15 protein-coding genes, 1 pseudogene and 1 riboswitch are annotated in these 18,090 nt (G+C 70.1%); of the genes and pseudogenes, 8 read left to right on the plus strand and 8 right to left on the minus strand.

Annotated features, from left to right (window positions below):
* Positions 1 to 460 precede the first annotated feature (460 nt).
* Both ACIQD6_RS21730 and ACIQD6_RS21735 read left to right on the plus strand, forming a co-directional pair.
* A complete protein-coding gene (locus ACIQD6_RS21730) occupies positions 461 to 1,345 on the plus strand; it encodes a hypothetical protein (protein ID WP_401884729.1) in 885 nt (294 codons plus the stop codon).
* Positions 1,342 to 1,926, plus strand: a complete 585-nt coding sequence (locus tag ACIQD6_RS21735; RefSeq protein ID WP_401884730.1) for a Uma2 family endonuclease — start codon at positions 1,342 to 1,344, stop codon at positions 1,924 to 1,926. The genes ACIQD6_RS21730 and ACIQD6_RS21735 overlap by 4 nt, the downstream gene beginning before the upstream one ends.
* 109 nt (positions 1,927 to 2,035) lie before the next feature.
* Here ACIQD6_RS21735 and groL read toward each other — a convergent pair whose 3' ends face one another.
* From groL to thrC, 4 genes are all read right to left on the minus strand, one after another.
* Positions 2,036 to 3,661 carry a chaperonin GroEL gene (groL, locus tag ACIQD6_RS21740; RefSeq protein ID WP_401884731.1) on the minus strand — a complete coding sequence of 542 codons (1,626 nt, stop codon included), beginning with the start codon at positions 3,659 to 3,661 and terminating at the stop codon, positions 2,036 to 2,038.
* A gap of 406 nt (positions 3,662 to 4,067) precedes the next feature.
* Entirely contained in the window at positions 4,068 to 4,271 is a 204-nt protein-coding gene (locus ACIQD6_RS21745) for a cold-shock protein (RefSeq protein ID WP_005315736.1), read from the minus strand.
* Between the two features lie 377 nt (positions 4,272 to 4,648).
* Positions 4,649 to 4,924, minus strand: coding sequence for a ubiquitin-like small modifier protein 1 (locus tag ACIQD6_RS21750; protein ID WP_401884733.1), 276 nt, complete (start codon positions 4,922 to 4,924; stop codon positions 4,649 to 4,651).
* 80 nt (positions 4,925 to 5,004) lie between these two features.
* Positions 5,005 to 6,303 carry a threonine synthase gene (gene thrC, locus ACIQD6_RS21755; protein WP_401884734.1) on the minus strand — a complete coding sequence of 433 codons (1,299 nt, stop codon included), beginning with the start codon at positions 6,301 to 6,303 and terminating at the stop codon, positions 5,005 to 5,007.
* A 17-nt stretch (positions 6,304 to 6,320) separates the two neighbouring features.
* Positions 6,321 to 6,451: riboswitch (SAM riboswitch) on the minus strand.
* Between the two features lie 167 nt (positions 6,452 to 6,618).
* Here thrC and ACIQD6_RS21760 point away from each other — a divergent pair.
* Positions 6,619 to 7,608: a glucosyl-3-phosphoglycerate synthase gene (locus ACIQD6_RS21760; protein ID WP_401884995.1), complete on the plus strand. Its 990-nt coding sequence runs from the start codon at positions 6,619 to 6,621 to the stop codon at positions 7,606 to 7,608.
* A 116-nt stretch (positions 7,609 to 7,724) separates the two neighbouring features.
* Positions 7,725 to 9,188, plus strand: a complete 1,464-nt coding sequence (locus tag ACIQD6_RS21765; protein ID WP_401884735.1) for a trehalose-6-phosphate synthase — start codon at positions 7,725 to 7,727, stop codon at positions 9,186 to 9,188.
* Positions 9,189 to 9,447: 259 nt separating this feature from the next.
* On the opposite strand, the gene otsB is transcribed toward ACIQD6_RS21765, so the two are convergent.
* Positions 9,448 to 10,290, minus strand: a complete 843-nt coding sequence (gene otsB, locus ACIQD6_RS21770; protein WP_401884736.1) for a trehalose-phosphatase — start codon at positions 10,288 to 10,290, stop codon at positions 9,448 to 9,450.
* A gap of 78 nt (positions 10,291 to 10,368) precedes the next feature.
* Positions 10,369 to 11,577 carry an FAD-dependent monooxygenase gene (locus ACIQD6_RS21775; RefSeq protein ID WP_401884737.1) on the minus strand — a complete coding sequence of 403 codons (1,209 nt, stop codon included), beginning with the start codon at positions 11,575 to 11,577 and terminating at the stop codon, positions 10,369 to 10,371.
* 154 nt (positions 11,578 to 11,731) lie between these two features.
* Here ACIQD6_RS21775 and ACIQD6_RS21780 point away from each other — a divergent pair, with 154 nt between their 5' ends.
* A complete protein-coding gene (locus ACIQD6_RS21780; protein WP_401884738.1) occupies positions 11,732 to 12,289 on the plus strand; it encodes a MarR family winged helix-turn-helix transcriptional regulator in 558 nt (185 codons plus the stop codon).
* A gap of 88 nt (positions 12,290 to 12,377) precedes the next feature.
* On the opposite strand, the gene ACIQD6_RS21785 is transcribed toward ACIQD6_RS21780, so the two are convergent.
* A complete protein-coding gene (locus tag ACIQD6_RS21785) occupies positions 12,378 to 12,860 on the minus strand; it encodes a DUF3263 domain-containing protein (RefSeq protein WP_401884739.1) in 483 nt (160 codons plus the stop codon).
* A 12-nt stretch (positions 12,861 to 12,872) separates the two neighbouring features.
* A complete protein-coding gene (locus ACIQD6_RS21790; protein ID WP_401884740.1) occupies positions 12,873 to 14,099 on the minus strand; it encodes an ABC transporter substrate-binding protein in 1,227 nt (408 codons plus the stop codon).
* Positions 14,100 to 14,365: 266 nt separating this feature from the next.
* Here ACIQD6_RS21790 and ACIQD6_RS21795 point away from each other — a divergent pair.
* The 3 genes and pseudogenes from ACIQD6_RS21795 to ACIQD6_RS21805 all read left to right on the plus strand — a co-directional run.
* Positions 14,366 to 15,256, plus strand: a pseudogene (locus tag ACIQD6_RS21795) (ROK family protein); the annotation flags it as partial.
* Between the two features lie 251 nt (positions 15,257 to 15,507).
* A complete protein-coding gene (gene nagA, locus ACIQD6_RS21800) occupies positions 15,508 to 16,674 on the plus strand; it encodes an N-acetylglucosamine-6-phosphate deacetylase (RefSeq protein ID WP_401884741.1) in 1,167 nt (388 codons plus the stop codon).
* A 274-nt stretch (positions 16,675 to 16,948) separates the two neighbouring features.
* Positions 16,949 to 17,998: a 1-phosphofructokinase family hexose kinase gene (locus ACIQD6_RS21805; protein ID WP_401884743.1), complete on the plus strand. Its 1,050-nt coding sequence runs from the start codon at positions 16,949 to 16,951 to the stop codon at positions 17,996 to 17,998.
* Positions 17,999 to 18,090: the final 92 nt, after the last annotated feature.

Genomic DNA, 18,090 nt, shown 5'->3' on the forward strand with positions numbered 1-18,090 from the left:
GAGCCCGGATACGGAGCCCAGGACGTGGAGCCCGGACGTGGAGCCCGGACGTGGAGCCCGGACGTGGAGCCCGGATGTGGAGCCCGGATGTGGAGCATCGCCCCCCCCGGAGCTCAAGCCCCGCGCTCCGAGCCTTCTTTGTAAGGATTGGCAGGAGGGTTTCAACCCACCCACCCTCCCTGCCTCGGGTGTTGACTTTTCGTGACCGGCTTGCCACGCAGGGTTGCGACGCTCTAGCGTGCCCACAGAGCGAGAACAAGAAACCAGAGCAACCGAGCAAGCCCAAGCAAGGCCCGGGCAAGACCCCCAGCAACAAATCAGCCCCCGCCGGTGCACCAAACACCTGCGAGGGCCTGACCAACAAGATCGACGCCTAGTCACGAAAGGCGATCCCATGGCTGACACCCAGCCTAGTGCCGCCCCGCGCCCCGCGCAGCTACCTCCGCCGACGTCTCACCCCATGGCCAGCCCCGGCTACGGCAAGCGTTCGACACCCGGCCAACTGCCCCGCACAGCAACCGATTTCGCGCACCTGCCGCCCCGAGAGGCAGCCGTCGCCGCGTTCATCGACCGGCTTCCGGACGGTACGGACATGTCGGTGAAGGCCCTCGCCAGACTGCTCCCGTACGGCCAGTGCGCCCTGCGTACCGCCCTGCGCCACATCCAGACCGCCGGTCATCTGCGGCGCGGCAGAGAGCACGTGACCGGCTCGGGCAGCGCGCGCTGGGTGACGCGGACGTGGTTCTCCCGTACCGCGCGCGGCAACGACTGGTGGGCGGCGTTCAGTTCGGGCGCCGTACCGGACGAGGCCGCCACGCACGACGTACCGGACGATGCCGACCCGCGACAACGGCCGTCCGCACAGGCCCCGGCCCCCACCCGCTCCCGCGCCTTCATCCTGCTCGCCGCGCTCGGCCGCAGCGTGCCCGCCATGTCGCTGTCCGCCGCCGACTGCGTGGCCCTGGAGCCCCTGGCCGCAGCCTGGTTCGAGCGGGGCGCCACCGAGAAGGACGTCCTGAACGCCCTCACCGCCGGGCTCCCGGTCCCCGTCCACCACGCGGCCTCGCTCGCCCGTTCCCGGCTGACGTCCAAACTCCCGCCCGAGCCGATCCGCGTCCCCCGCCCGGCGCTGCGCGTCCTGGAATGCGCGAAGTGCGGCGCGCCCGGACGCCCCGAAGCGCTCCTCGCGGGCGAGTGCGCCCCCTGCCGTGGCGAACCGGCCCCCGTACTCCGTACCACCAAGCTCCCGCCCACCCAGGTCCACACCCTGGCGGCCGAGGCCCGCGCGGCCGTCCGCCCAACCGGCCGCTCAGCCGTCCGCCCACCCGAAAGGACTCACGCATGACCGTTCGGTCCCCCAGCACTCACCGCGCCCAGATGTCCACCGAGGACTTCGAACAGGTCGCTCGTGCGGCTCCCGAGACGGTGACGTTCGAGTTCATCAACGGGAGAGTCGAGGTCAAACCGGCGACAGACGGTGACCACGGAGAAATCTTCATGTGGCTGCTGCGGCAATGCCTACGGCACCGCCCTGAACTGGCGTTGTATCCGAAGCAGGGCTTGGCGGTGGAGACGTTTTACGGAGACCGCGCCCGCCCGGACGGAGCCCTCGCGCCGGTGGACCATTTCGCGGGTCAGGGCGAGTGGAGTGACCCCACTGGCGTCCTCATGGCCCTCGAAGTGACCTCTTACGACTACGAAACGAACCTCCGCGACCGCGTCGAGAAGCGTGACGGCTACGCGGCGGCCGGTATCCCCGTCTACCTGCTCATCGACCGGGACACGGAAGAACTGGCCGTGTACAGCGATCTACGAGGGGGCGTGTACGAGAGCCGCACCTTGCATCCGTACGGCGCCACGGTCAAGCTCCCGCACCCCGTCTCCATCACCCTGGAAACCGAGAAGCTCAAGGACTACACCCGCTGAGGACTACACCCGCTGACGAAGCCACTGAAACGCCCGAGGGCGGCACCCCCTCAACAGGGGTACCGCCCTCGGTCACTTCAGACCATGGACCAGGTCCGAGCCGTCAGGCTCAGAAGTCCATGTCACCGCCCGGCATACCGCCGCCGGCCGGGGCCGCGCCGGCCTTCTCCGGCTTGTCGGCGATAACAGCCTCGGTGGTGAGGAACAGCGCCGCGATGGAGGCCGCGTTCTGCAGAGCGGAACGGGTCACCTTCGCGGGGTCGATGATGCCCTCGGCGATCATGTCGACGTACTCGCCGGTCGCAGCGTTCAGGCCGTGACCGACCGTCAGGTTGCGGACCTTCTCCACGACGACGCCGCCCTCAAGACCACCGTTGACGGCGATCTGCTTGAGCGGGGCCTCCAGCGCGAGCTTGACGGCCTGCGCACCGGTGGCCTCGTCGCCTTCGAGCTCCAGCTTCTCGAAGACCGAGGACGCCTGGAGCAGAGCCACGCCACCACCGGCGACGATGCCCTCCTCGACGGCGGCCTTGGCGTTGCGCACCGCGTCCTCGATGCGGTGCTTGCGCTCCTTGAGCTCGACCTCGGTCGCGGCGCCGGCCTTGATGACGGCCACGCCGCCGGCCAGCTTCGCGAGGCGCTCCTGGAGCTTCTCGCGGTCGTAGTCCGAGTCGCTGTTCTCGATCTCGGCGCGGATCTGGTTCACGCGACCGGCGACCTGGTCGCTGTCACCGGCACCGTCGACGATGGTGGTCTCGTCCTTGGTGATGACGACCTTGCGGGCGCGGCCCAGCAGGTCCAGGCCGGCGTTCTCGAGCTTGAGGCCGACCTCCTCGGAGATGACCGTGCCACCGGTGAGGATGGCGATGTCGTTGAGCATGGCCTTGCGGCGGTCACCGAAGCCCGGGGCCTTGACGGCGACGGACTTGAAGGTGCCACGGATCTTGTTGACGACCAGGGTCGACAGCGCCTCGCCCTCGACGTCCTCCGCGATGATCAGCAGGGGCTTGCCCGACTGCATGACCTTCTCGAGCAGCGGAAGGAGGTCCTTCACGTTGCCGATCTTGGAGTTGACGATCAGGATGTACGGGTCGTCCAGGGACGCCTCCATACGCTCCATGTCGGTGGCGAAGTACGCCGAGATGTAGCCCTTGTCGAAGCGCATACCCTCGGTGAGCTCCAGCTCCAGACCGAAGGTCTGGGACTCCTCGACGGTGATGACGCCTTCCTTGCCGACCTTGTCCATCGCCTCGGCGATGAGCTCGCCGATCTGGGTGTCGGCGGCGGAGATGGAGGCGGTCGAAGCGATCTGCTCCTTGGTCTCCACGTCCTTGGCCTGCTCCAGCAGGGCACCGGAGACGGCCTCGACGGCCTTCTCGATGCCGCGCTTGAGGGCCATCGGGTTGGCGCCGGCTGCCACGTTGCGCAGGCCCTCACGGACGAGCGCCTGGGCGAGCACGGTCGCAGTGGTCGTACCGTCGCCGGCGACGTCGTCCGTCTTCTTGGCGACTTCCTTGACCAGCTCGGCGCCGATCTTCTCGTACGGGTCCTCGAGCTCGATCTCCTTGGCGATGGAAACACCATCGTTGGTGATCGTGGGGGCGCCCCACTTCTTCTCGAGGACGACGTTGCGACCCTTGGGACCAAGGGTGACCTTGACGGCGTCGGCGAGCTGGTTCATCCCGCGCTCGAGACCGCGCCGTGCCTCCTCGTCGAACGCGATGATCTTGGCCATGTGAAGTGGTCCTCCCGGACAGATGGGGTCTCCCCTGCTCGAACGGAGCTGAGAGCTTGGGGAAGGATTGCTCCGGACCGCGCTGGCGCCCGCGACGGACGGCCTGAGAACCGTGTGGTTCCTTGCCCCACCGGCTCTTCGGGCCTCACCGACCCGGTCCTAAAGTTGTCACTCTCACTTGCAGAGTGCTAACGCCAATAATTAGCACTCGACCCCCGAGAGTGCAAGCGCCTCGAAGAGGCATCGATGGGGGCGGTGGCCGGGAGACGGATGGGCGCAAGCGCCTCGAAGCACCGCCGTCGACCCGGACGCGGCCAGGGAACGGGGACGCACGAAGGGCCCGTACCCCATGTGCTGGGATACGGACCCCTCGGCGTGAGTGCGTCGGTGGCCGATCGCGCCGGGATCAGACGGCGAGCTTGACCATGTCCGCCTGCGGACCCTTCTGGCCCTGCGAGATCTCGAACTCCACTCGCTGACCTTCTTCAAGGGTGCGGTAACCGTCCATCTGAATCGCGCTGTAGTGGACGAAAACATCCGCACCACCGTCTACCGCGATGAAGCCGTAGCCCTTCTCCGCGTTGAACCACTTGACGGTGCCCTGAGCCATGCCTAACTCCCCTAGTACTGGTCCTCGGGAGGACCACACTTCGCGCCGTAACGCGTCGACCGCGGCTGAATGTATCCGCCCAACTGCCCTCTGCAACAGGTCAATCGGACGAGAAATCCGGGCATGGCTGAACACGCATAGTGATCAATTCACTGCGTTCCGGGGCAAGTCGGGCCGGGCAAAGTGCGCGTACGGCACATAGGGCACCAGGACTTCGCCCCGATGTTGTCGCGTTCTCGTATGCGCTCGGGGCGAGAAATGTAGGGGCGTTCCCATACTCTACCGTGCTCAACCATTCAGAATGGCCCCCTCCGCTTCTCGTGCGGAGGGGGCCATTCCGGTCGTGCGATACCGATACCGCGCCAGGAGGCGTCGGGTCAGCCTCCGGCGACCGCCGGGATGATCGAGACGCCGGCCCCGTCCGGGGTGGCGGTCTCCAGGCCCTGCTCGAAGCGGACGTCGTCGTCGTTGACGTACACGTTCACGAAGCGGCGCAGCTTGCCCTGGTCGTCCAGGACGCGGGCGGCGATGCCGGGGTGCTCCTTCTCCAGGGACTGGATGACGTCGGAGAGGGTCGCGCCCTCCGCCGCGACCTCGGCCTGGCCACCGGTGTACGTACGGAGGATGGTGGGGATGCGGACCTTGACGCTCATGGTGGGGCCTTTCTTGAGTACGAGGTGCGAGTGCGGGGGCGCGGCCACGGATGGTGGCGGGCGGCGGCCGGCGGTGGCGCTCAGTGGGCCAGACCGGCGGCGCGGAACGCGTCCAGGCTCGGGCGGATGGTCGCCGAAGGCCCGGTCGTCGGAGCCACGGCGTCCAGCGTCTTGAGCCCGTCGCCGGTGTTGAGGACCACGGTCGTCAGCGTCGGGTCGAGCAGACCGGCGTCGATCAGCTTCTTCGTCACGCCGACGGTCACGCCGCCCGCCGTCTCCGCGAAGATCCCCTCGGTGCGCGCCAGCAGCTTGATCGCGTCCACGATCTGCTCGTCGTTGACGTCCTCGACCGCGCCGCCGGTGCGGCGGGCGATGTCCAGGACGTACGGGCCGTCGGCCGGGTTGCCGATCGCCAGGGACTTGGCGATGGTGGCCGGCTTCTGCGGCCGTACGACATCGTGGCCCGCCTTGAAGGCGGTGGACACCGGCGAGCAGCCCTCGGCCTGCGCGCCGAAGATCTTGTACGGCTTGTCCTCGACCAGGCCCAGCTTGATCAGCTCCTGAAGACCCTTGTCGATCTTCGTGAGCTGCGATCCGGAGGCGATCGGGATGACGAGCTGGTCCGGCAGCTGCCAGCCGAGCTGCTCGCAGATCTCGTACGCGAGGGTCTTGGAGCCCTCGCCGTAGTACGGCCGGAGGTTGACGTTGACGAAACCCCAGCCCTCGCCCAGCGGGTCGCCGATGAGCTCGGAGCAGAACCGGTTCACGTCGTCGTAGTTGCCCTCGATGCCGACCAGTTCACCGCCGTAGACGGCGGCCATGACGACCTTGCCCTGCTCCAGGTCGTGCGGGATGAACACGCAGGAGCGGAAGCCGGCCCGGGCGGCGGCGGCGCCGACGGCGCCGGCCAGGTTGCCGGTGGAGGAGCAGGAGAGCGTGGTGAAGCCGAAGACGCGGGCGGCTTCGACGGCGATGGCGACGACGCGGTCCTTGAAGGAGTGCGTCGGGTTGCCGGAGTCGTCCTTGATGTGCAGGGAACCGGTGACACCCAGCTCACGGGCCAGGTTGTCGGCCTTGACCAGCTTGGTGAAGCCGGGGTTGATGTTCGGCTTCGTGGCCACATCGGCCGGTACGGGAAGGAGCGGGGCGTAGCGCCAGATGTTGTCCGGGCCCTCCGCGATGCGCTTCTTCAGCTCTTCGGGGCTGCCGCTCGGCAGGTCGTACGCGACTTCGAGCGGCCCGAAACAGCTCGCGCAGGCGAAAATGGGACCGAGGCCGAAACGCTCTCCGCATTCGCGGCACGAGAGGGCGGCGGCGGGTCCAAGATCAACGGACGCACCGGTGTCGGCGTTGTCGTTGGGGACAGTCTGCACAGCCATGGAGGCGAGGCCCTTTCTCCTCATCTTCCTCGTGACGTACTTCGCCACAAGACGGAATTGGCACCTTCCCCACCGTGACCTCTGCATGGTCGGCGGGAGGGTTGCCGGGACTTCAACGGGCCGTTCCCTCAGTCCCTCTGGATGAGCGCTATGGCACCGGAACCTGGATCCGATGCGTTTTTCGGCGTGATGACCCCGGCATGCGGTGGTCATACGCGTTGTTCAAGACTGTAACCGAAGGGGCGGATGGTGGAGATAGTCGTCCGCACCGCGAGATGGATCACGTTCATGGCACACGCTCAGGGAGTTTCGACCGTGCTGGAAGAGGTGGAGCACTGGCTGACCAGGCGTTCCTGGTCAGCGGCAGACCGTACGCTCGACCGGCTTCTGGCGGCGAAGGCCGCGCGCGGCACCACGGTGAGCGTGGTGCTGCCTGCGCTGAACGAGGAGGAAACAGTCGGCGAAATCGTCTCCGTCATCCGGCGCGAGCTGATGGAGAAGGTGGCGCTCGTCGATGAACTGGTAGTGATCGATTCCGGTTCCACCGACCGTACGTCCGAGGTCGCCGGGGCGGCGGGCGCGCGGGTGGTGCACCGGGACAGCATCCTGCCCCGGCTGCCCGCGCTTCCGGGCAAGGGCGAGGTGCTGTGGCGGTCGCTGCTGGTGACGAGCGGTGACATCGTGTGCTTCGTGGACGCCGATCTGAAGCGGTTCTCACCGGACTTCGTGTCCGGGATCGTCGGTCCGCTGCTCACGGATCAGGATGTGCACTTCGTGAAGGCGATGTACGACCGGCCGCTGGGCGGGCCGGGGGCCACCGGCTCACCGGGTTCCCTGGGCTCTCCGGGGGCGGCGAGCGGGCAGGGCGGGCGGGTGACCGAGCTGATGGCGCGGCCCCTGCTCAATCTGCACTGGCCGCAGCTGGCCGGCTTCGTACAGCCCCTGGGCGGCGAGTACGCGGCGCGGCGCTCGCTGCTGGAGCGGCTGCCGTTCCCCGTCGGATACGGCGTGGAGCTGGGGCTGCTGGTGGACACGCTGCACACGGTGGGGCTGGACGCGATGGCGCAGGTCGACGTGGGGGTACGGGTCCACCGCCACCAGGACGACCGGGCGCTGGGGCGGATGGCTGCGGCGATCTACCGTACGGCTCAACTCCGCTTGTCCCGTGGGCACTTGATACGTCCGGTGCTGACGCAGTTCGAGCGGGGCGAGGACGGTTTCGTACCGCGTACGCATGCCGTGGACACGGAGGAGCGGCCGCCGGTGCGGGAGATCGCGGAGTACACGGCCGGGCGCGCGGCGTAGGGGCGCACCGCCGGGGCGGCGGGTGTGCGCGGGGGCGGCGCCGTATGGGCGGACTCACGCGCACCGGACCGCGTCCGTACGTTTGAGCGTTTCCTGGACGGGCTAGGTTTCGGCACATGGCCTCAGAGCAAGCCGCCCAGGTTCTCGTCGCGTCCAACCGTGGCCCCGTCTCGTACACCCTGCGTGACGACGGCGAGCTGGCCGCGAAGCGCGGCGGGGGCGGGCTGGTGTCCGGCCTGTCGGCCATCGGGCCCGATACGGACGCGGTGTGGGTGTGCGCGGCGCTCGGGGACGGCGACCGGGAGGCCGTACGGCGCACGGGCGGCCGGCTCGACACCGCCGACACGGGCGGACAGCGCGTGCGCATGCTGGGCATCGCGCCGGACGTGTTCGCCGACGCCTACAACGGGGTCGCCAACTCCACGCTCTGGTTCGTCCACCACCTGCTCTACCAGACCCCGCTGGAGCCGTCCTTCGGCCCGGAGTTCCGCGCGCAGTGGGCGTCGTACGAGACGTACAACCGCGCCTTCGCCGAGGCGCTGGCCGACGAGGCGGGCGAGGGCGCGGCCGTGCTGGTGCAGGACTACCACCTGGCACTGGTGCCCGGAATGCTCCGGGCGCTCCGGCCTGACCTGCGGATCGGGCACTTCTCGCACACGCCGTGGGCGCCCGTCGACTACTTCCGGATGCTGCCCGACGACATCGCGCGCCAGCTGCTGCGCGGCATCCTCGGCGCGGACCGCGCGGCCTTCCTGACCCGGCGCTGGGCGGACGCCTTCACGGCCTGCTGTACGGAGCTGCTGGGCGGGACCGGCAACACCCGCATCGGGGTGCACGGCCTGGGCGCCGACGCCGACTTCCTGCGCGAGCGCGCGCACCGCCCGGACGTGGACGAGCGTCTGGGCGCGCTGCGCGAGCAGATCGGTGGGGGCGCGAGTACGGGCGGGGGCGCGGACCGGGGCGCGGACGCGGGCGCGGGCACGGACCGGAAGATCATCGTCCGGGTGGACCGTACGGAACTGTCCAAGAACATCGTCCGAGGCCTGCACGCCTACCGCCAGCTGCTGACCGACCGTCCCGAATGGCGCGAGCGCGTCGTCCACATCGCCTTCGCCTACCCGTCCCGGCAGGACCTGAAGATCTACCGCGACTACACCGCCGAGGTGCAGCGCGTGGCCGACGGGATCAACGCCGAATTCGGCACCCCGGGCTGGCTCCCGGTCATCCTCCATGTCCAGGACGACTTCGCCCGCTCGCTGGCCGCGTACCGCCTGGCGGACGTGGCCCTGGTCAACCCGATCCGCGACGGCATGAACCTGGTCGCGAAGGAGATCCCCGTCATCTCGGAGCGCGGCTGCGCGCTGGTGCTGTCGCGGGAGGCGGGCGCGTACGAGGAGATGGGCGAGGACGCGCTGGTGGTGAACCCGTACGACATCACGGCGACGGCGGCGGCACTGCACGAGGGCCTGAGCATGCCGGCGGAGGAACGCGCGGAGCGAGCGAAGCGCCTGGCCGCGACGGCTACGGCGCTGCCGCCGCAACAGTGGTTCCTGGACCAGCTGACGGCCCTGCGTGCGTAGCCGCCCGGCGGGGTTCTGCGCGTAGCCTCACGGCGGGGTTCTGGGTGCGGGGGTTTGTGGTGGGTGCGGGTGCCGGGGGCTCCGGAGGCGCATGTCCGGACTGCATGATTTACGGCGCGTGCGGGTCTCGTGATCGGGTGCGGGTTCGTAAGCGCCACAAATCACGCTCTACGTCCGGACACGTCACCTCCTGCGCCCCCGTCCCCCTCCCGCCCGTCTCTCGTCTGCGGGTCGGTGGGGCAACTGCGCCGCAGGCGGCCTAGCTCGCCGCCAACGTCGCCAGGAAGTCCGCCAGCGCCGCCGGGCCGGGGAGTACGAGGTCGGCTCGCTCCGCCAGTTCGGGGACTTCGCTGCCGCTGCATACGAGCAGCCCCGGGTGGCCGTCCGAGCGGAGTTTCTCGACCGCCGCGTAGGCCGGGAGGTCGCCCAGGTCGTCGCCCGCGTACAGGACCGTCTCGGCGCCCACCTCGCGTACGTACTCCGTCAGCGCCACGCCCTTGTCCATGCCGGGCGGGCGCAGCTCGAGGACCATACGGCCCGGTTCGACGATCAGGCCGTGGCGGGCGGCGAGTTCGTTCAGGGGGTCGCGCAGGGCTTCGAAGGCGGCCTGCGGGTCGGCGGAACGGCGGGTGTGGACGGCGACCGCGCGGCCCTTCTCCTCGATCCAGGTGCCGCGCCAGGCACCGATCCGGTCGAGGAATCCGGGGAGTTCGGCGCGGACCGATGCCACGCCCTCGTGGGCGGCGGGAGCTTTGACGGTGCCGCTGACGGCGTCCCAGCGCTCCGCGCCGTAGTGGCCGAGGACGACGAGATGGTCCAGCCCCGGCACTCCGGCGAAGCCGCCGTACCGCACCGCCACCCCGGCCGGACGGCCGGTGATCACCGCGACGGACGCGACGCGTGGCGCCAGCGCGGCCAGGGCGGGGAGGGCGCGCGGATGGGCGCGGGCCTGTTCGGGGTCGGGGACGATCTCGGCGAGGGTGCCGTCGAAGTCGAGGGCGACGACGGCTTTCCCGGGCCTGGCCAGGAACGCGGCCAGGCCGTCGGCGCCGGCGGGAGTGGTCGGATTCGGCAGGGGGTGCGAATGACTGCTGCTGCCCATGGCCCCGAGCCTATCGGGGGATCCCCGCGCGCGGGGTACGGACCCTGTCATGGACGGGGAAGGATGTGGGGCCGTCTGTTACCCGACACCCGTGTAGGAGGGGAGGTCGAGCGCGGAGTGAACGGCCTTTCTGCGGTCGTCGGGGAGGAGGGAGGGGTCTTGCAGGGCGTGGTTGCGCAGGGCCAGTTCGTCGGCGGTGCGGGGAAGCATCTTGGCGCCTCCGGCGGTGGCGAGCGCCTGGTTCAGCTCCGCGAACTCCCGTGTCCGGTCCTCGTACGCGGCGAAGGCGGCCGTGTGGCCGGCGTGGGAGGCCAGTTCACCGGCGAGGACATAGGCGCCCACCAGGGCGAGGCTCGATCCCTGTCCCGAGATGAACGAGGTGGCGTGTGCGGCGTCGCCTGCGAGAACGACGCGTCCGGTGGACCAGCGGGGCATATGGATCTGGCTGACGGTGTCGAAGAACAGGTCGTCGGCGGCGCGCATGGCGGCGACCATGCGCGGGATCTCCCACTGGTCGTCGGGGAAGAGCGTGGCGACGAGGTCGCGCTGGGCGCCGGGGTCGCGGAACGCGTCGAAGGGCGGTTCGGGGCGGGTGAAGTTGAGGAAGGCGTGGACCTGGTCGCCGTCGCCGGCGGCGTAGAGGACCGCGGCCCTGCCGGGGACGTTCCACGTCACGCCCTCGTGGGAGAGTCCGAAGTCGTTGGGCATGGTGAAACCGGCGAAGCAGTAGCCGAGGTAGCGGTGGTACCGCTCCTCGGGGCCGAAGGCCAGGCCTCTGGTGTGGGAGTGGAGTCCGTCGGCGCCGATGACCAGGTCGAAGGTGCGCCGGGCGCCGCCTCGGAAGGTCACGTCCACACCGTCGTCGTGGTCATGGAGGGTGGCGATGGAGTCGTCGAAGAGGAACTCGACGTCTTGGCGGACGGTGTCGTAGAGGGCGTCGGTGAGGTCCCCGCGGCGCACTTCGAGGTCACGGCCCTCGACGCCGCCGGTGATGACCTCGGGCTTGATGGCGGCCACCGGGCTGCCGTCGGCGTCCAGGAAGGTGATCAGGCGGCTGTCGACGTGCGCCGCCTGGAGCCGTGGGAGCAGGCCCATGCGCGTGACCACCTCCAGCGCGGTGCCGCGGATGTCGATGGGGTAGCCGCCGCCCCGTATCGCGCCGGCCTTCTCCACGACGGTGACCCGGAAGCCGTACCGGTGGAGCCAGTAGGCCAACGCGGGTCCCGCGATGCTGGCGCCGGAGATGAGGACCGTCCGCTCGGCCGTCCGCTCGGTTGCCGTGCTCATGGATACTCCTTCTCCCGGTCGGACTCGGGGAGACCGACCGGATATTGATGGATGCGTAATTTAGGTATCTTTAAAGAGGGCGTGGCGCACCTCGGATGCGTGCGCCGCCCAGGAAGACTATATACCTAACGTAGGTATTTAACGAGGAGTCGAAATGGATCGCCAGCAGCCGGACACGGCCGCCGCAGGCCGCGCCGTAAGTGACGGAAGCGGTGGAAGTGACGGAAGCGACGGAAGCGATCAGGATGTGCTGGCCGTGCTCCCCCGGCTGACGCAGCTCAGCAACGTGCTGACCCGCGGTCGTCTGATCGAACGCGCCATGGAGACCGCCGCGATCCACGTGGACCGGCCGGCGATGTCGGTGCTCCTCGCGCTGCACATGACGGACCGGCCGCTGCGGATCGGCGAGATCGCCGCGCGGATGCAGGTCGTGGGACCGCACATCACCCGGCAGGTGAACGAACTGGAGCGGCGCGGCCTGGTCGTGCGGGTCAAAGACCCCGATGACCAGCGGGCCCGGCTCATCGAGGCGACCCCCGAGGGTGCGGCGGCGGCCGGGCGCTACATGCGGACCGTCGTCGGATGGTTCACCGACGCCCTCGCCGACTGGCCCCAGCAGGACCGCCAGAACTTCGGCCGCCTCCTCGGGCGCTTCGCGGACGACCTCACCAGCCACCTCGCGGCCTTCGACGACCAGCCGTCGTCCGGGTGAGGCGCGGCGCGCGGATGCGGCGGGCGCGCCCCTGCGAGGGGCGCCCGGGTGGCGGGTGGGCGTGTTCCGGTGCTGGTCCGCCCCCGGCTCAGCGGCGCTCGCGCCTCGCCTGCCGGACCCTCCGCAGCCTGTTGACCGTCACGGGATCGTGCTCCGCGGCCCGGGGATCGTCCAGCAGCGCGTTCAGCAGCTGGTAGTAGCGGGTCGGTGAGATGCCGAGCTGTTCCCGTACGGCCCGTTCCTTGGCGCCGGGCCCCGGCCAGCCGCGGGCTTCCACCGCGAGGACGGCACGATCCCGCTCGGAAAGCTCCGCGGGTCCGCGGCGTACGCCGTCGGCGCCGACTTCGGCTTCGGCAACCGCGTCCGCGTCCGCGTCCGCGTCCGGTGAGGCTGAGGTGTCCGGCGAGGCCGAGGTGTCCGGATGTCCCGGCTCCGCGTGTGCGGGGTCCGGGGCCGCGGGCTCCGCGTGTGCGGGGTCCGGCTTCTCCGGTTGTGGGTCCTGGGGGTTCGACTCCCCTGGTTCCGGGTCCCGGGGGCTCGGCTCCCCGGGGGCGGCTGGGTGTGCGGTCATAGGACCCGTACGTTACTCGGCGGACTCCGCGGACTCCGCGGTCTGTGCGTCCCGCGCGATCCCGCCGAGGACGCCCCCGGGACTCGAACCCGGTTCGACCGCCTGGCCGATGTTCTTCCTGATGCTCTCGCTGACGATCGACCACGACGTCTTGTCGTACGGGAAGAGCTCGGACTGGTTCAGCGGCGTCTGGAACTTGGTCAGGTTCCGGTAGGCCCGGTTCGCCGACATCCTCTCGTTCGCCGTGTACGTGACCGGCAGCTGGTCGTAATTGCCCACGAAGGTCAGGACGTTCTGGTCGTCGAACGTGAAGTCCATGAACTTGGTGATCTCGTTCTGGTGGTCGTTCTGCTTGAAGGCCACCGCCCAGTCGGCCACGCCCATCGACGACTCGGCCTTGCCCTCGACGCCGGGCAGCGGCACCGTACCGACGTCGATGCCCCGGTCCTGGGCCGCCACCAGCAGCGACGGGTTGCCGTTCAGCATGCCGACCTCGCCGGAGGTGAACGCCTGGAAGGCGGTGGCGCGGTCGAGGTTCTTGGGCGCGATCGGGCCGGTCAGCCCCTCCCCGACGAGGCCCTTCAGCCACGAGAAGGTCCTGACGTTCTGCGACGAGTCGAGGCTGTACGAACCGTCCGCCGTGTCGGTGTAACCGCCGTCACCGCTCAGCAGCCACATCAGGGTCTCGGTCTGCGCCTCCTCAGAACCCAGCGGCAGCGCGAGCGGTGTGGTCACGCCCTGATCCTTGAGGGCCTGCGCGGCGCCCTTGATGTCCGCCCAGTCCTTCGGGGCGGCCAGGCCCGCCTTCCTGAAGAACTTCTTGTTGTAGAAGAGCAGCCGGGTGGAGGCGGTGAACGGCACCCCGTACTGGATGCGGTTGACCGTTCCGGCGTCGGTGAGCTGGGTGAGGAAGTTCGCCTGAGTGGGAACGGAGAGGACCTCGTCGGCGGTGTAGAGCTTGCCGCTCTTGGCGTAGTCGGCGTACGAGCCGACCTGCGCGATATCGGGGGCCTTGCCGTCCTTCACCATCTTGGCGACATCGGAGTCGATGGTCTTCAACGGGCGGATGTCGATGTCGATCTTGATGCCCGGATTCCGGGACTCGAACTCGGCGACCATGGCCAGCCAGTACCGCTCCGTACTGTTCGCCGCACTCGATCCGTACTCTGCGGCGACCAGTCTGAGAGTGACGTCCCCGGAGTCTCCTGTGCTGCCGCAACCGGCAAGCGCAATTGTCATGCCCAGTGCAGATATCGCCGCGGTCACACTCAAAGAACGCTGTCGCACTGCTCAGTTCCCCGCCCTTGATCTCAATACCTCAACGAAGTTGAGATTTTGTCTCATCCGGAGCGGCACAGTCCACACGGGGCCGGTTTCGCTTCAGCAACGCACGTTACGCCACCCCGGCCAACAAATAGAGAACAGTGGACTAGACCTCTCCCGGGTCTACGCGCGACACTGTTCCCGTGAGACACGTCATCGCCCTGGATGTGGGCGGCACCGGCATGAAAGCCGCCCTCGTCGCGGCGGACGGCGCGCTGCTGTACGAGACGCGGCGGGCGACCGGCCGGGAGCGCGGCCCGGAAGCCGTCGTGGAGAGCGTCCTCGGCTTCGCCGCCGACCTGCGCGCGTACGGCATCGAGCAGTTCGGCGAGAGCGCCGTCGCCGCCGGGGTCGCCATCCCGGGGATCGTCGACGCGGAGCGCGGCATCGCGCTGTACGCCGCCAACCTCGGCTGGCGCGACGTCCCGATGCGCGACCTGCTCGGCGAGCGGCTCGGGGGCGTACCGGTCGCACTCGGCCACGACGTACGCACCGGCGGCCTCGCCGAGGGGCGGCTGGGCGCGGGCCGGGGCGCCGACCGGTTCCTGTTCGTCCCGCTGGGCACCGGGATCGCCGGGGCCATCGGCATCAGCGGCGCCATAGAGGCCGGCGCGCACGGCTCCGCGGGCGAGATCGGCCATGTCGTGGTCCGCCCCGACGGTCCCGAGTGCGGCTGCGGGCAGCGCGGTTGTCTGGAGACCCTCGCCTCGGCGGCGGCCGTGACCCGCGCCTGGGCGGCGGCGAGCGGCGACCCGTCGGCGGACGCCGCCGACTGCGCGAAGGCCGTGGAATCCGGTGACCCCGTGGCCGTACGGATCTGGCTCGACGCGGTCGACGCGCTCGCCGCCGGGCTGGTCACCGCGCTCACCCTGCTGGACCCCGGCACGCTGATCATCGGTGGCGGCCTGGCCGGGGCCGGGGAAACATTGTTCACGCCTCTGCGGGCCGCGGTCGAGGCGCGGGTGACGTTCCAGAGACTGCCCGGGATCGTCCCGGCGGCCCTCGGGGACACCGCGGGATGTCTGGGCGCCGGTCTGCTGGCCTGGGACCTGCTCGGCGGGGCCGCCGCCGCTCAGAGCTCGTACGGCGACGGCAGAGGCCGCTCAGGCGGCTCAGGCGGCTCAGGCGGCTCAGCGGGCACGCACAGCGCAGATGACTCGGGCGGCTCGGGCCACCGCGCGGGCTCCGTCGGCACCACCAGTTCCACCGGCACCATCAGTCCTGCCAGTTCCGCCGGTTCCGCCGGTTCCGCCGGTTCCGCCAGTTCCGCCAGTTCCGCCGGTTCCGACCACTCCGACCGTCTCTCCACGGAGGTAACCACCTGATGGCCACACGCGCCGAAAGCACCGTCCTCACCGGTGCCCGGGTGGTCCTGCCCACCGGAATCGTGGACGGCGGGCGGGTGATCGTCGAGGGGCGCCGGATCGCCGGCGCCGCCCCGGCCGACGCCGTCACGCTGGATCTGCCGGGACACTGGGTGGTCCCCGGCTTCGTGGACACGCACAACCACGGCGGCGGCGGGGCCTCGTTCACCTCCGGCTCGGTGGACGACGTCCTCAAGGGCGTCCGTACGCATCGCGAGCACGGCACCACCACGCTCGTCGCCTCCACCGTCACCGGCGAGATGGACTTCCTCGCGCACCGCGCCGGGTTCCTCTCCGAGCTGGTCGAGCAGGGCGATCTGGCGGGCATCCACTTCGAAGGCCCGTTCATCTCCCCCTGCCGCAAGGGCGCGCACAGCGAGACGCTGCTGCGCCACCCCGACCCGGCCGAGGTACGCAAACTGGTCGACGCGGCACGCGGTACGGCCAGGATCGTCACCCTCGCCACCGAACTGCCGGGCGGCATCGAGTCCGTACGGCTGCTGACGGAACACGGCGTGATCGCGGCGATCGGGCACACGGACGCCACGTACGAGCAGACTGTCGAGGCCATCAACGCGGGCGCGACCCTGGCGACGCACCTCTTCAACGCGATGCCGCCGCTCGGGCACCGGGCGCCGGGGCCGATCGCCGCGCTGCTGGAGGACGAGCGGGTCACGGTCGAGCTGATCAACGACGGTACGCATCTGCACCCGGCGGCACTGGAGTTGGCGTTCCACCGCGCGGGCGCGGGCCGCGTGGCGTTCATCACGGACGCGATGGACGCGGCGGGCTTCGGCGACGGGCGGTACCAACTCGGCCCGCTCGCCGTCGAGGTCAGGGAAGGCGTCGCGCGGCTGGTGGAGGGCGGCTCGATCGCCGGCTCCACGCTCACGCAGGACACGGCCTTCAAACGGGCGGCGACGGTGGACGGGCTGCCGGTGGAGGACATCGTCCAGGCGATCTCCGTCAACCCGGCGAAGCTGCTGGGGATGTACGACAGGATCGGCTCGCTGGAGCCGGGCAAGGACGCGGACCTGGTGGTGCTGGACGCCGGCTTCGCGGTCAAGGGCGTGCTGTACAAGGGCGAATGGGTGGTCGATCCCCGGGCCGACACCCGGGTGGGCTGATGTCCGGGGCCTGACACCCGGGTGGGGTGATGTCCGGCGCGTGGGCCGTGATCCACGTACGCGCCACGAGGCTCGCGCGGAGCCACGGGCGCGTGGGGCCACGGGGCGCGTACGGGGGCTCTTGTACGAGGCCCGTACACGGCGCGTACGGGGCTCGTACGCCCCGCGCGAGTCCGTACGAAGGCGGTCGGCCCGGGGGCTGGGCCAACCACCTTCTTTTTGACATGATCGTTTCGATAATCGGCCGACAGCGCTTTCCCCAGGAGTGTGACGGATGATTCTGACGGTCACGCTCAATACCGCGCTGGACATCACGTACCGCACTCCCGAGCTGATCCCGCACGCCACGCACCGCGTCGGCGACGTCGTCGAACGCGCCGGCGGCAAGGGCCTCAATGTCGCGCGCGTGCTGGCGGCGCTGGGCCACGAGACGGTGGTGACGGGGTTCGCGGGCGGCCGTACGGGCGATGTGGTGCGGGAGTTGCTGGGCGGCTGCACGGCCGGCGGCAGGGCGGGCTCGGCAGGCCGTCCGGGATCCGGGCCCGGCCGTACGAGACCCGGCGGCGGACGTGCGGGATCCGGCGGCGGCCGGAGCGCCCCGGCCGCGCCCACGCGACCGGTCGACGCGCTCGTACCGATCTCCGGGGCCACCCGCCGCACCATCGCCGTCGTCGACGAGAGAACCGGCGACACCACCCAGCTCAACGAACCGGGCCCGCTCGTCTCGGCCGCCGAGTGGACCACCTTCCTCGGCAGTTACGACCGGCTGCTCACCGGCGCCGACGCCGTGGCCCTGTGCGGCAGCCTGCCGCCCGGCATCCAGGTCGGGGCGTACGCCGAGCTGATCCGCCGGGCGCGCGGCGCGGGCGTACCCGTACTGCTCGACACCAGCGGCGAACCTTTACGGCGGGGCATCGCCGCCCGGCCCGACCTGGTCAAGCCGAACGCCGACGAACTGGCCGGGCTCACCGGCTCCCGCGAGCCGCTGCGCGCCACCCACGACGCCCGCCGCCGGGGTGCCCACGCCGTCGTCGCCTCGCTCGGCCCGGACGGCATCCTCGCGGCCACCAAGGACGGCGTCTGGCAGGCGACCCCGCCCTCCCTCGCGAAGGGCAACCCGACCGGCGCGGGCGACTCGGCGGTGGCCGGGCTGATCTCGGGGCTGGTGGAACACCTCCCCTGGCCGGCCCGGCTGACCCGCGCGGTGGCGCTGTCCATGGCGACGGTCCTGTCCCCGACGGCGGGCGAGTTCGACGCCGAGGCGTACGAGGAACTGCTGCCGCGCGTCACGGTGACGGAACACCCGGCACACCCGGCGGCGTGAAACCCGGGAACACCGGAACAGCCCGGATGTTCAGAACAATCACGGAAGTCATGACGGCCGCAACAACCAGGACAACCGCGAGCGGATCCGGG

It is taken from the genome of Streptomyces sp. NPDC088400, assembly GCF_044753355.1.
Lineage (GTDB): Bacteria > Actinomycetota > Actinomycetes > Streptomycetales > Streptomycetaceae > Streptomyces.